This is a genomic window from Sphingomonas sp. C3-2, from assembly GCF_033025475.1.
Classification (GTDB): domain Bacteria; phylum Pseudomonadota; class Alphaproteobacteria; order Sphingomonadales; family Sphingomonadaceae; genus Sphingobium_A.
Genome location: NZ_CP130322.1, coordinates 1,930,001 through 1,943,667, shown reverse-complemented (window position 1 = coordinate 1,943,667; position 13,667 = coordinate 1,930,001). Strand labels below are relative to the sequence as shown.

Genomic DNA, 13,667 nt, shown 5'->3' with positions numbered 1-13,667 from the left:
GGACAACACATTTAGACCATACTAGCAGTATGGCATAAATGTGGGAGAGGGCCATGGCGCGGTACGATTATGTGATTGTGGGGGCCGGTTCGGCGGGGTGCGTGCTCGCCAACCGGCTGAGCGCCGACCCATCCAAAAAGGTGCTGCTGCTGGAAGCGGGCCCGTCGGACCGACACCCGTTCATCAAGATGCCCGCCGGAATGCTGGAGCTGTTCAAGACCGGCAAGCACCACTGGCACTATAATACGGTGCCGCAAAAGCATCTGAACAACCGCGAGATCATGCTCTACACGGGCAAGACGCTGGGCGGTTCGAGCAGCGTCAACGCCATGCTCTATATCCGCGGCGCAAAGCAGGATTATGACGACTGGGCGGCGGCGGGAAATGAGGGCTGGTCCTATGACGATCTCCTCCCCTATTTCCGATCGACCATGCACCAGACGCGCGGTGAAAGCGCGGCGCACGGCGTGGACGGGGAACTTTGGGTGTCCGACGCGCCCGATCTGCCCAACCATGTGCTGCTGCACAGTTTCATGGCGGCGGCGCAGGCGCATGGCATTCCGCTGACCGACGATTTCTGCGCCGGTGACCCCGAAGGCGCGGGCTGGACCCAGGCGACGATCAAAAACGGGAGGCGCTGTTCGAGCGCCGATGCGTTCCTGCGCCCCGCACGCAAGCGCCCCAATCTGGAGGTGCGCGCCGGCGCGCTGGCGTTGCAGGTCGATATCGCGAACGGGCGGGCGCAGGCGGTTATCTACCGGCAGAACGGCAAGGATCATGTTGCCGAGGGCAAGGAGATCATCCTGAGCGCAGGCGCGCTCAAGACGCCGCAACTGCTGCAGGTTTCGGGCATCGGCAACACGCCCGACCTTGAACGCGCCGGTATCCGGGTGAAGCACCACCTGCCGGGCGTCGGCGCCAATCTGCACGACCATCCGTCGGTCTTGATCAAATATCTCAGCAACCGCCCGATCACCTTCAGCGGCATGTCGTTCGCTGAACGCGCGCGGATTTTCCTGCAATGGTTGTTCCTGCGCCAGGGGTACGGCGCGTGGCACAATTTCGACGGCAATATCTTTACGCGCTCGCGCCCCGGGCTTGATGCACCCGACCTGCAGCTCCAGTTCGTGCCGCTGATGTCGGACGGGCTGGACGGCGGCAATGTGCCGCAGCACGGCCTGTCGGTGACGATGTGCTGCATCACGCCGGAAAGCCGGGGCAGCGTGCGCCCGCGCTCGGCCTCCGCGCTCGATCCGGCGGAAATCGACCTCAACTTCATGGAAAAGCGCGCCGATCTGGAAACGCTGATCAACGGCGTGAAACTGGGCCGCAGCATCATGACCCATGACGCATGGCGCGATGCGCAGGGCCCGATCATCGGCGCGGAACGCGCGCCGGGGATCGATATCCAGACCGATGCGCAGATCGAGGATTTCCTGCGCGATGCCGTGACCACCGATTTCCATTATGCGGGCACCTGCCGGCTTGGCCGCGACCCGATGGGCGTGGTGGCGCCGAACCTGCGCGTCCACGGCATCGACGGGCTGACGATCGCCGACGCCTCGGTGATGCCCACGCCGCTGCGCGGCAATACCAACGCCCCGTGCATCGCCATCGGCGCGAAAGCCGCCGACATGCTGTTGAAGGCGGCGTGATGACGAAGCGGTGTCGCGCGCTGCTGCGGATTATTGCAACCTGATCAGAAGGCGGAGGTTACGCCGAATTCCGCGGCGACGCGGCGATAATCGTAAAGCTCGATCGAGGAATGATTGCGTTCCCACTTCAGGCGCACAAGCGGGGCGAAGCTGCCAAGGCTGAGCGCCCGCAAGGTTGCCGCAATGCTGGCGCTATACCGATTTTCGGCCCGGCGCTTGGGATAGAGGAACACCCGCGCGTCCGCTTCGAGGCGGCTATAGCCCAATGTTCCGACCAATGTGGTCCGGCCCAGATCGCGGAAAAGATAGGCCGAGGCGCCGCCCATCGCCAGCGAATAGCCCGGATCGCGCGCCGCCTCGCGAAAGCCGAACAGCTGTACGCCGCCGCCAAAACGCCCGCTAAAGGCGCGGTCGAAACTGGCGGAGAGCGTGAAATCATCCGCCGTCTGCAGCGCATTACGCTTGTTGCTGACATGCACGATATTGCCGTCGAGGCGCACCTGACCGCGCTTGCCCAGCGGACGTTGCCAGCTGACCCCGCCGCCGATCGACGTGCTGAACAGATCCCCGCCATACCACCGCCGCGCGGGGCCGAACGAGAAGGTCAGCTGATTGCCGCCCCAGATATATTGCGGCCCCGCCTGAAGCGCCACGGTGAGGTCGTTAAAATCAGCCTCCCGATATAGCGTCGCGTCCGCCGAGGCGCGGACGAGCAGATCGACCCCCGGTTCAATGCCATGCCGAAAATAGCCCTGCCCGCGCAGATCAAGCCCGACACCCGATTTTGCACGCGCATCGTCGTCGAGCGAGAAATCGCCAATCACCGTACCCAGCGTATCCGACCGTGTTGCCCGGTTGATATTGCTGTCCGGCGCAAGCGCCACCTCGACCGAGCCCCCCAGCGGCTTGCGCGCATTGAGTGCGCGCGAATAGAAGCGCACCAACTGCTCGACCGCTGGCGGCAGCCCCGCAGCCTGCGCCGCGCGCAATTCCTTGCGCGCGCCCGCCATATTGCCGAGCATCGCCTGCATGCGCGCCAGTTCGAGGCGGACACGCGCGGCCCCGGGCTTGTCATCGAGAATGCGGCGGAAGGCGAGCGCGGCCTCGTTATAGCGTTTGAGATCATCCGCCAGCATCATGCCAAGGCGGAAACGCGCCTCGGTGCGCACCTCCAGATCGGGGTCTTCGGTAAGTGCGCGGAAGGCGGCCTCAGCGGTCTCGAAATTGCCTTGCCCCCGCGCGCGATCAGCCAGCGCAAAGACCTCGATCGCCGAGACATGGGTCTGCGTGAGAACGGGCGCGGACTGGTCAGGCGCATCCTTTGCATTTGCTGCGACCGGGATCGAAGCCAGCATGACTATGGCCAGAAACTTATGAACTAAAATGACACGCCCCCGTTTCACAGCCCTATATCCCGATAAAGCCATTATACAGAGCGCGATCGTCGCGAAACGCCGCTGAGCACACGATTGAAGATGGACGAAGGGCAAGTACGATGCCCTTCGTCCAGTGTGTCATGCCGCATCAAAGCATTGCGGCGGACTTACTCGGCAGCGATCGAGGCGGGGCCGTTTTCGACCCGTGCTTCGAGATATTCGCCGGGTTTTGCGCCCGTATAGGCCCCGTCCCGGAAAATCGGCACGCCATTGACCATCGTCAGCCGCATGGGTGCCGCCGGGCGGGTATAGCGCCACATCATGCCGCCCTTGCCATCGTCGACATCATAGCGCTTTTCCATGTCGCGCTGTTCGATCTCGTTCAGATCGAACACGACAAGATCGGCGCGCTTGCCCAGTTTCACTTCGCCGATGTCCTGAAGGAAAAAATGCTCGGCGATCTTGCCGGTCATCGTGTGGATCGCCTCTTCCAGCGTGATCAGCTGCTTGTCGCGGACGAACTTGGTCAGATAGATCACGTTTTCACCGCTGCCGCAGAGCATCTGGAGATGCGCGCCGCAATCGTTGACATTGCCGAGCGATTTCGGATCGCGCACCTGAACCGCGACCGCGTCGTCGTTCATCGGCAGCGGCGCCATGCGGATGGCGGAGTTGACGCCATTGCGCAAAAGCCACTCGGCCGCGGCATCGGAGGCATGAACGCCAAGCTGCTCCGCATAATCCTTGAGGGTGAGGCCGAACGGACCGCCAGTGCCATTTTCAGAGCCCACCTTGGTCAGCAGCAACATATGCGGATTGGCCATCGGCGATTGCGGATAGATCTTCGTATCCCAGCTTTCGCGCGCCCGGGCGCGCCAGTCCGGATCGCGCAAAACGGCTTCCTTCGCCGCATCGCCTTCGGCGAGCACGGCTTCGTGCCAGACATAGTCGTTCGACTGCGCGAACAGCAGCGACCGGTAAATGCTGACCTGCGCGCTGAGCGGCACATGCGTATAGCCCGGCCAGACATCAATCCCTTCGCCGCGCAGCCTGGCGACGAGATCGCGCATCTGTTCGACACGGTAGTTCTGATATTCGGACGTCGGCCCCGCGCCGGTGAACTGAACGCGAATGCCGCGCCCCTTGAGCAGGCCTGCGATGCGCTCGATCTGCTGATCGCCATTGTCGCGCATCAGCGCCACGTCGATGATGCACTGGAAGGTGGCGGCGGGATAACGCTGGAGCACTTCGAACAGCGCCTCGAATTCGGCATCGTCGGACACCAGCGTCGGGATCGGCCGGTTTTCACCGTCATGATCGAGCAGATTGGTCGACAGCCCCAATGCCCCGGCCTGCAGCGCATCTTCGAGCAATTCAGCCATCTTTGCCCGCTCATCTGCGGTGGAAACGCGATTCCAGGCCTCTGCCCCCATCACCGCGATGCGGATCGCAATATGGCCGACATAAGTGGTATAGTTGAGCGGCATCTTGACCTTCTCAACCATCGATTTCCGGTATTCGGACCATTTGCGCCAGTCGAACGGCAAATGCTGCATGAACGGTTCGAGCGGAATATCCTCGAAGAAGGAGAAGATCTTGATCATCTCCATCTGGGCAGCCTTGTCATCGGCAAGCGGCGCCGCCGAAAATCCGCAATTGCCCATCACGATCGTGGTCGCGCCGTAACCCGGCAGCGGATCCAGTTCGGGCTGCCACCACATCGTGGAATCATAATGGGTGTGCGCCTCGATAAAACCCGGGGTGACATAGCATCCACTGGCGTCGAACACCTCTTCGCCCGGGCGCGCATCCAGATTCTTGCCGATTTCGACGATCCGCTCACCATCGACACGCACATCTGCAGCAAAGGCCGGTGCCAGCGTCCCGTCGACGACCGTACCGCCCTTGATCAGAAACTGGGCCATCCATCTCTCTCCTTATTATCGGCGTTTTTATCGTTGACGCATCGCTACTCACCACTCGCCTGGGGGCAGATCGTTCAGCCCGCGGTCGACCCCGCTCTCGGGAATGCCTTTGATGGGTCTTCCGCCCTCTTCCCGGCCGGGACCCAGCATACACTGAAACAGATTTTCGGAATAGAAATTCCGAAACAGTCTGTTCAGTTTTTATAGAGGGCCATATTTTCGCGCTGGCGACGCGCTCTCATCGCCCGATCCGCTGCTCCACCAGCGCATTTCGATCAGCACAGGACGGAGCGCCGCTCAATCATGCGCAATGTGTGAAGATGAAAGCATGACATTGCGCATGAAACCGTAGCACGCCGGCGACTCCCTTTGAGGAAACGTGCCCAACCGCAAGGGCTTCCAGCAAATCTGATGGCATCGCTTCATAATTAGATCCTAGATGATCCGACTATTGCCATCGTCATCACTCTTACAGGGAGTGCCAGATGCGTACGGACCATCGCAACATCCTCATATCGACGAGCATTTTCGTAAGCTCGTCTTTCCTTCTATCGCCCGCCCATGCTCAGGATGCGCAGGGACAAACCGAGGCAGCATCGCAGACCAGCCCCGATATCATCGTGACCGGGACCCTGATCCGAAACCCCAATCTGGAGCAATCGAGCCCGGTATCGGTGATCGGCGAGGACGAGATACAGCTGAAACAGTCCAACACCGCCGAGGAATTCCTCCGGCAATTGCCCGGCGTGGCACCCAGCATCGGTTCAGCGGTCAATAACGGTCAGGGCGGCTCTTCCTTTGTCGACCTGAGGGGGCTTGGCATCAATCGCAACCTCGCACTGCTCGACGGCATGCGGATCGTTCCCGCGCGCGCCGACGGCGCAGCCGACCTCAACAATATTCCGCTCGCGCTGATCGAACGCGTCGACGTGCTGACGGGTGGCGCATCGACGACCTATGGCGCGGACGCGATCTCAGGCGTGGTCAATTTCGTCACCAAGCGCAATTTTGAAGGCATGCAGCTCGATCTGGGCCAACAGATTACGCAGCGCGGTGACGGATCGACATTTCGCGCGGATCTGACGGTGGGCGGCAATTTCTCTGACGACCGGGGCAATGCCGTGCTCAGCATCGGCTATCAGAAAGCCAAACCCGTCTATCAGGGCTCCCGCTCCTTCTCGATCGACAATATCGATTCCTCGACCGGGGAAGCGGGGGGATCGGGCACATCGATTCCCGTGCGCATGTCCATTCCCGGAGTGGGGACGCGCCAGTTGGACCCAGCCACCGGTGCGTTCAATATCGATTCAAGCTTTATTCCGTTCAACTTCAACCCGCAGAATATCCTGCAGACACCGTTTGAGCGGTTCAACATCTTCGGCTCGGCACGCTATGAGGTCGCCGACGGCATTGATGTCTACGCGCAGGGCATTTTCTCGCGCAACAAGAGTGAATCGATCGTGGCGTCGTCGGGCCTGTTCGGCGCCGCCTTCGAAATCCCCTACAGCAATCCGTTTCTGCCCGCCCCTGCGCGCAACCAGCTTTGCGCCGCCAATGGCCTGTCCGGCGCGCAGTGCGATGCGGCGGCGCTCGCCACCGATCCGAATGATCCGAATTACGCCACCTTCCAGAGCAATGTACTGCGCCGATTCATCGAGGCCGGGCCCCGCCGGACAGCGTTCACCACGACATTCTGGCAGCAGAAGATCGGGGTGCGCGGCGACATTACCGACAAGTTCAGCTTCGACGTGTTTGGCACCTATGGCGAAAGCGAACTGCTCCGCGAAAATATCGGCTTTGGGCTATTGTCCCGCGCGCGGCAGGCGCTGCTGGCAACCAATCCGGACACCTGCCTCGATACGAGCAACAATTGCGTTCCGCTCAATATTTTTGGGCCCGCAGGCAGCATTACGCCAGCGATGATCTCCTTCATCGACGCGGCGAATGCCAGCGACACCCAGAAGAACGCGATGACACAGATACGCGGCGTCGTGACCGGCGAGCTCGGGGCGATCGGCGATGCCCAACCGATCAACATCGCCTTGGGGGCCGAATATCGAAAAACCTCCGCCAAGCGGACGCCAGACGCGCTTTCGCTGATCCCCGGCGAAGTGCTGGGCCTTGGCGGCGCGCCGGCCACCACCGACAATTCGACCAATGTGAAGGAAGTGTTCGGCGAGCTGATCGCACCGCTGATCGAGGATAAGCCGTTTGCCCACAGCCTTACGCTCGAGCTTGGCGCGCGCTATTCCGATTACAACACGACGGGCGGCGCCTTTACGTACAAGATCGGTGGCAGCTGGGCGCCCATTGCCAGCCTCAAGATCCGCGGCAATTACAACCGGGCGACCCGATCCCCGACGATCCAGGAACTCTATGCATCGGTGCAGACCGGGCTCAACAACTCGGCCTATGACCCGTGCCAAGGGCAGGCCGCCGACCCCAGCGCCGATGATTTCAATCCCGCGATCGGAAACCCGGTCGTGCAGCAAATCTGTCTGGCCCAGGGGGCTCCAGCCAACACGATCGGCTTCATCACCGCGCCCTCGGGCGGGCAGATCAATTTCACGCAAGGCGGCAATCCGGACCTGAACGTGGAAAAGGCCGATACCTTCACGATCGGCTTCGTCTTCGAGCCCGACTTTGTCCCCGGGCTCACCTTCACGGCCGATTACTATAACATCAAGATCAAGAATGCGATCACCGCGCCGACGATCGACGATCAGTTGCGCGAATGCTTCGGGGGATCAGGGCCCGATACCGTCAATCCGGTTGCCGGCGCCGCAACATCCTTTGATTGCCTTGAATTTCAGAGAGATCCGCTCAGCGGCGGGCTGGACGGTGACAGCGCGACGACACCCGGCGTCTTCCTGCCGCTTTCCAACCAGGGAACTATCAAGACCGACGGCATCGATGTTGCGCTCAATTACAAACACAGGTTCGATTTTGCCGAACTCAGTCTTGCACTAAACGGAAACTGGACAAACTCGTCGCGCTTCCGCTCCAAGCCGGGTTCGATCAACCGCGAATGTGTCGGCTATTACAGCGTCAATTGCGGCGCCCCCGGCAATGGCACGACCGCCTTTGGCAGCGTTGGTTCGATACAGCCGGAATTTTCGTGGAACGCACGATCGACCCTCAGTTTCGAGGCAATCGATATCTCGCTCCTGTGGCGCCATATCTCCTCGGTCGATGTGGAGCCCCTTGTCGCCGACCAGTTCCTCGAGGAGTTCCGCCATATCAAAGCCTATGACTGGTTCGATCTGGCCTTCCAGTTCTCGCCGAGCGATCACGTCACGATCACGGCAACGGTCCAGAATCTGTTCGACCGCGAACCACCCATCGTCGGGAGCACCATCGGCTCGACGAGTTTCAACAGCGGCAACACCTATCCGTCGACCTATGACTCGCTTGGCCGACGTTTTGCCATGGGCGCCAAAGTCAAATTCTGATCGAAAAGGGGAGGAAGGCGGCCAACACCCTTATTGGCCGCCTTCTTTTTGGTCTCTGAATATCCGGTCAGGAATTTGGCGCCGCAAAATGCGCGCGCAGGAAGCTGGCTGCAATGAAATCCACATCCACCGGCGCTCGCCCTTCCGCGTCGGTTTCGAGGCGCAGCAGGGAAGGAAGCACGCTCGCGGCCTCGATCATACCGAGGAGATGGAGCGTTAGCGGACGCACCTGATCAGCGTTGCGGGCAACAAAGCCGGCGCGCCGCAGAAGATAGAGTTCCAATGACGTGATGATCGGTTGACGAACCAGACGGTGATAGGCGGCCGGAAGCCACCGATCCGACAGGTGATGGCAGGCAATGACGTTCCAGAGCGCGACGTTCACCTCGGAGGACAAAACCGCCAGCGCGGATCGAATGAAATCGGGAATCGCCTGTTCCAGCGGGAGAGTGGTGGGCAGGTCAATCTCGACGCCCTCCCGCACCTCATCCAGCATGCTGCGCAAGACCGCGCGGCGCAGCGCTTCAGGGCCGTTGAAATGGTTGTAGACAGCCCGAGGGCTGAGGTCGCTTGCCGCCGCGATATCGCGGACCGAAAAATGCGGGTTGTGCGTGCGAACCATCAGATCGCGGGCGGCCCAGATGATGCGGCCGTAACAATTGCGCGTGGACAATGCCCCCGTGAGGCGCGGCGCAGGCGCCGGCTCGATAGCCGAATATGCAGTCGGTCTCAGCATGGCGGTTGCTCCGGTGGCTGGCACCCTAACAGCCCGGCCAGCCGCCCTGAGGCAATTTCGACAAACCGAAAGCCTGTTTCGACGAGAGGCAGCGCATATGCGTTTGCGTCAGTATGTTCGCGGCGTTCATCGCGAACGCTCTCCCAGCGCGCTATTCGGCACGTGCAACCGCCGAAGCCAAATCTGACCCCCATGGGTGTTGATATCGCGTCGGGGCAAGTCGGCTTGGGCATAGAGCGGGTCTGCCGCCAGCTTCATCGCCCGTTCATTCCCCTGCGGCAGAAGGGTGTTGATGAGCAAGTATCAGAGATATATTGGTTTTATGTTCGCCGCACTATCGGGCTCGCTCATGGCGAGTGTGGCGAGTGCTTCGTCGGATAGCCAGCCCCTTAACCGCGCCGATGCGCCCCCAACGCGTTGTCGTCTGATTGAACCCGTCGCCGACGATGCTGCGCAGCACCGCCCCGGGCAGACGGCTGTCTGCGCATATGACCAGACCGAACTCTACAGCCGGTTGAGTTCGCTGATTGCGCAGGCGTCTGCCCCTCTGGATGCAGACCGCGCCATCCGTACATTCGGGCTGCCGCAGCTTACCACCCGCGACGCAAGCACGCGCCAGGCCAGTTATATGGTTTCGGTTAGCGGCAGCGGTGGCTGGACTATGTTTCTCTGGATCCGTGAGAGCGCCTTTCCATTGCGGGAAAGCGAGCCTCCCGTCTTCAAGACCGGTCCCGTGCCCGAACGGATCGTTGCGGCCGATGCGCTGGACTATCGTTACGACATCCGGATCACGCCGCCTGCCACCGACGATGCCGCAGGCAAATGCCTGACCATCGGCGACGCCGCGCATTTGGCGCTGAATACGGGCTGGAAGGATGAGACCTTGCGCGCCTTTCTGGGCGTGACCGATGGCGGACAGGCAAGCCCCCATTTCGTCGCGAATAATGGTCGGGCATTCTACATGCCCCTCGCTCGCCAGGCCCGCGACTTGCCCACGCCCGCCGAAATGAGCGAGCAATGCGTGAAGTCTATCGGCTTCATGCAGCCCCCGATCGCCGCGGACGCCGTGCCGGGGAGCGTGACGCCACAATGACGATTGATTCAGCAGAGACCCAACGAACCAAGAGGATCCCCATGCCTTTGATGACTTCGCGTACAGCCCTGTTTCTTATCGGTGCGGCTGCCTGTGTCAGCGGGGCGAGCGGCGCGGCTGCGCAGCCCGCCGGGAAAGCGGGCTATGACTGGCATCTGCGCATCGACGAGAGCGATCGCGCCGGCCAAGCCATTTTGGCCTATGAAAAGAACGACACGGACGGTCAGGAACTGAACTTTACCTGCGAGGCAGGCGGCGCGCGCATCTTTGCGGGCATATCGGGCGGCCCGGCAGGACTTTCGGGCATTACGCTGACCGCCGGAACCGAAACGCTGAGACTAAGCGGCAAAACGGTGCAGACCGAGATCCCCGAACTGCCGTCGTTCACCTCGGTCGAAATCGCCGGAGACCATCCGTTCATATCGGCGCTCGCGGCCAATGGCGGGCTGACGGCCATAATCGGCAGCGCCAGCATCAATATGGCCGGGACCAAGGCGGGCACCAAGGCGGTCGCTGATTTCGTGGCGCATTGCGAGGGGCGCTAAAGACGAGACGCCATGCGAATATCAACGCCGTTTTCCGGAGGATAGAATTTGAACATGAAACAATCGCTTACCATGCTCGGCCTGGCAGCCTGCCTGTTGCCGGTGCAGGCCACCGCCCAGACCGCCGCCCCGCTGTCCCCCTCCCTCCTGCAATGGACATGGTGGGTAACCGAATTTCCCGGCAAGCACGACGACAGCCCAGCGCCGACATTCCTCATCGATGCGGAACAGCAGTTCGTGACGGGCAAGACGGCGTGCGACACGGACTGGTCCGCGAGGGTCGCCATCAAATTCCCGAAGATCAGCATCAGCGACGTGCAAGCCCCAGCCTATGATTGCGAGCACGCCAAGGAGGTGAGCCGCTTCCTGACGATCGTTGAAGAGGCGGAGCGCTTCCGTACCAGCCCCGATGGCCTCGAAATCCTTGGGAAGGACGGACAAAGGCTGATGCTGATGGTCAGCGGCGGCTGATGCACTTGCAGCGGATTTGCGTGATTCAGGATGAGGCGCCAGTGCTTGCGGTCGTACCCGCGCTGGGCGCCTCATTCGGAATGACATCACCATTCCGAGCGCGGATCTCCGGTTGGAAGGCGGCTGGCCGCGCCCAATAGCGCCACCTCGAGGGAATAGCCACATCACCGCGCCGTCGCTGGTCGCTGTGCGCCGGGCACAAAAAAAGGCGCCGAGTGGCGCCTGTGTGTGTTTGTGTGGTTGGTTGCGGGAGCAGGATTTGAACCTGCGACCTTCAGGTTATGAGCCTGACGAGCTACCGGGCTGCTCCATCCCGCGTCAACTTTGTGCTGGATCAGGAGAGGGCTGGGCCTCTTGATTGTCCTGAGGCAGCGGGGTTTGTGAATGGGTTCTTACACAACATATTGCGCGAGCTTCAAAGCCTGGCGACGACCTACTCTTCCAGTGCTTAAGCAATAGTACCATCGGCGCAGTCTGGTTTCACGGCCGAGTTCGAGATGGGATCGGGTGGGTCACAGACGCTATGGTCACCAAGCTATGAAGCCGGCGCAATATGTTGGGTTCTTGTCGATGTTATCCGTGCGTTTTCAATCATCTGGTTGAGCTTTAAATCTCATCCATCCGACAGCCCAGGGCTGTCATTGATGGTGGGACTATCAAGCGTGAATAGAGCAATTAGTACTGGTTAGCTCCATGCATTACTGCACTTCCACATCCAGTCTATCAACGTCGTGGTCTTCGACGGCTCTATGAAATCTTATCTTGAGGGAGGCTTCCCGCTTAGATGCTTTCAGCGGTTATCCCGTCCATGCATAGCTACCCTGCTGCACCGTTGGCACGATGACAGGTCCACCAGAGGCATGTTCAACCCGGTCCTCTCGTACTAGGGTCAACTCCTCTCAAATTTCGACGCCCACGGCAGATAGGGACCAAACTGTCTCGCGACGTTCTGAACCCAGCTCACGTACCACTTTAATTGGCGAACAGCCAAACCCTTGGGACCTGCTCCAGCCCCAGGATGTGATGAGCCGACATCGAGGTGCCAAACAACCCCGTCGATATGAGCTCTTGGGGGTTATCAGCCTGTTATCCCCGGCGTACCTTTTATCCGTTGAGCGATGGCCCTTCCACGAGGGACCACCGGATCACTATGACCGACTTTCGTCTCTGCTCGACTCGTCAGTCTCGCAGTCAGGCAGGCTTATGCCATTGCACTCTTGCAGACGGTTTCCAACCGTCCTGAGCCTACCATCGCGCGCCTCCGTTACTCTTTAGGAGGCGACCGCCCCAGTCAAACTACCCGCCACAGAGGGTCCCCGCACCGGATAACGGTGCTGGGTTAGACATCAGAAAACAACAGGGTGGTATTTCACCTATGGCTCCACCAAGGCTGGCGCCTCGGCTTCAAAGCCTCCCACCTATGCTACACAATTCTTTCCTAATGCCACTCTGAAGCTGCAGTAAAGGTGCACGGGGTCTTTCCGTCTAACCGCGGGTACTCCGCATCTTCACGGAGAATTCAATTTCGCTGAGCATATCCTGGAGACAGTGGGGAAGTCGTTACGCCATTCGTGCAGGTCGGAACTTACCCGACAAGGAATTTCGCTACCTTAGGACCGTTATAGTTACGGCCGCCGTTTACCTGGGCTTCATTTCGGAGCTTGCACCCCTCCACTTAACCTTCAGGCACCGGGCAGGCGTCAGGCCCTATACGTCGTCTTGAAGCCGACTTAGCAGAGCCCTGTGTTTTTGCTAAACAGTCGCTACCCCCTGGCCTGTGCCCCCCACAAATGGTTGCCCAAATGTGGGGCCTCCTTCTTCCGAAGGTACGGAGGCAATTTGCCGAGTTCCTTCAGGATACTTCTCTCAAGCGCCTTGGTATACTCTACCTGACCACCTGTGTCGGTTTCGGGTACGGTCTATACGGTGGGGCTATTTCCTGGGACTTCTTCGAAGCCAGACCAATCCAATAAGGTCTGACAACACACGAAATCCGTCACACACCACCAGGCCCACGAATATTAACGTGGTTCCCATCGACTACCCCCTTCGGGCTCGTCTTAGGGGCCGGCTCACCCTGCTCAGATTAGCTTTAAGCAGGAACCCTTGGTCTTTCGGCGAGAGGGCATCTCACCCTCTTTATCGCTACTCATGTCTGCATTCGCACTTCCGATACCTCCACCGTCGGTTACCCTTCGGCTTCGCAGGCTTACGGAACGCTCCGCTACCGCGTGTTCATAGAACACACCCTAAGCTTCGGTGCACGTCTTGAGCCCCGTTACATCTTCGCCGCAGAAACCCTTATTTAGACCAGTGAGCTGTTACGCTTTCTTTAAAGGATGGCTGCTTCTAAGCCAACCTCCTGGTTGTTTTGGGATTCCCACATGCTTTCCCACTTAGACGTGACTTGGGGA

At 60.3% G+C, this 13,667-nt stretch carries 8 protein-coding genes, 1 tRNA gene and 2 rRNA genes (1 of these 11 cut by a window edge); 5 read left to right on the top strand and 6 right to left on the bottom strand.

Translation table 11 applies throughout. The annotated features are described in order from the left end of the window. Positions 1 to 53: 53 nt before the first annotated feature. Positions 54 to 1,655: a GMC family oxidoreductase gene (locus QYC26_RS09465; protein WP_317511982.1), complete on the top strand. Its 1,602-nt coding sequence runs from the start codon at positions 54 to 56 to the stop codon at positions 1,653 to 1,655. A 44-nt stretch (positions 1,656 to 1,699) separates the two neighbouring features. Here the strand turns inward: QYC26_RS09465 and QYC26_RS09460 are convergent, their stop codons facing one another. Continuing rightward, the gene (locus tag QYC26_RS09460; RefSeq protein ID WP_317511981.1) at positions 1,700 to 3,010 is read right to left on the bottom strand and encodes a surface lipoprotein assembly modifier; all 1,311 of its coding nucleotides are present in this window, start codon (positions 3,008 to 3,010) and stop codon (positions 1,700 to 1,702) included. 188 nt (positions 3,011 to 3,198) lie between these two features. Beyond that, the gene (locus tag QYC26_RS09455; RefSeq protein ID WP_317511980.1) at positions 3,199 to 4,956 is read right to left on the bottom strand and encodes an N-acyl-D-amino-acid deacylase family protein; all 1,758 of its coding nucleotides are present in this window, start codon (positions 4,954 to 4,956) and stop codon (positions 3,199 to 3,201) included. A gap of 485 nt (positions 4,957 to 5,441) precedes the next feature. On the opposite strand from QYC26_RS09455, the gene QYC26_RS09450 reads away from it, so the two are divergent. Beyond that, positions 5,442 to 8,408 (top strand): TonB-dependent receptor plug domain-containing protein, encoded by a 2,967-nt coding sequence (locus QYC26_RS09450; RefSeq protein WP_317511979.1) that lies wholly within the window; start codon positions 5,442 to 5,444, stop codon positions 8,406 to 8,408. A gap of 67 nt (positions 8,409 to 8,475) precedes the next feature. On the opposite strand, the gene QYC26_RS09445 is transcribed toward QYC26_RS09450, so the two are convergent. After that, positions 8,476 to 9,081 (bottom strand): TetR/AcrR family transcriptional regulator, encoded by a 606-nt coding sequence (locus QYC26_RS09445; RefSeq protein ID WP_317511978.1) that lies wholly within the window; start codon positions 9,079 to 9,081, stop codon positions 8,476 to 8,478. Positions 9,082 to 9,433: 352 nt separating this feature from the next. Between QYC26_RS09445 and QYC26_RS09440 the strand changes: the two genes are divergently transcribed. The 3 genes from QYC26_RS09440 to QYC26_RS09430 are packed head-to-tail and all read left to right on the top strand — an operon-like array spanning position 9,434 to position 11,253. Next, positions 9,434 to 10,237, top strand: coding sequence for a hypothetical protein (locus QYC26_RS09440; protein ID WP_317511977.1), 804 nt, complete (start codon positions 9,434 to 9,436; stop codon positions 10,235 to 10,237). A 50-nt stretch (positions 10,238 to 10,287) separates the two neighbouring features. Next, on the top strand, positions 10,288 to 10,782 hold the full coding sequence (locus QYC26_RS09435) for a hypothetical protein (RefSeq protein ID WP_317511976.1): 495 nt from the start codon (positions 10,288 to 10,290) through the stop codon (positions 10,780 to 10,782). Positions 10,783 to 10,836: 54 nt separating this feature from the next. After that, positions 10,837 to 11,253, top strand: coding sequence for a hypothetical protein (locus tag QYC26_RS09430; protein WP_317511975.1), 417 nt, complete (start codon positions 10,837 to 10,839; stop codon positions 11,251 to 11,253). A 241-nt stretch (positions 11,254 to 11,494) separates the two neighbouring features. Here QYC26_RS09430 and QYC26_RS09425 read toward each other — a convergent pair. The 3 genes from QYC26_RS09425 to QYC26_RS09415 form a co-directional block, all read right to left on the bottom strand. Beyond that, positions 11,495 to 11,571, bottom strand: a tRNA-Met gene (locus QYC26_RS09425). A gap of 102 nt (positions 11,572 to 11,673) precedes the next feature. After that, positions 11,674 to 11,788: ribosomal RNA gene (gene rrf, locus QYC26_RS09420) — 5S ribosomal RNA — on the bottom strand. 120 nt (positions 11,789 to 11,908) lie between these two features. After that, positions 11,909 to 13,667, bottom strand: a 23S ribosomal RNA gene (locus QYC26_RS09415); it runs 1,034 nt beyond the window's last position.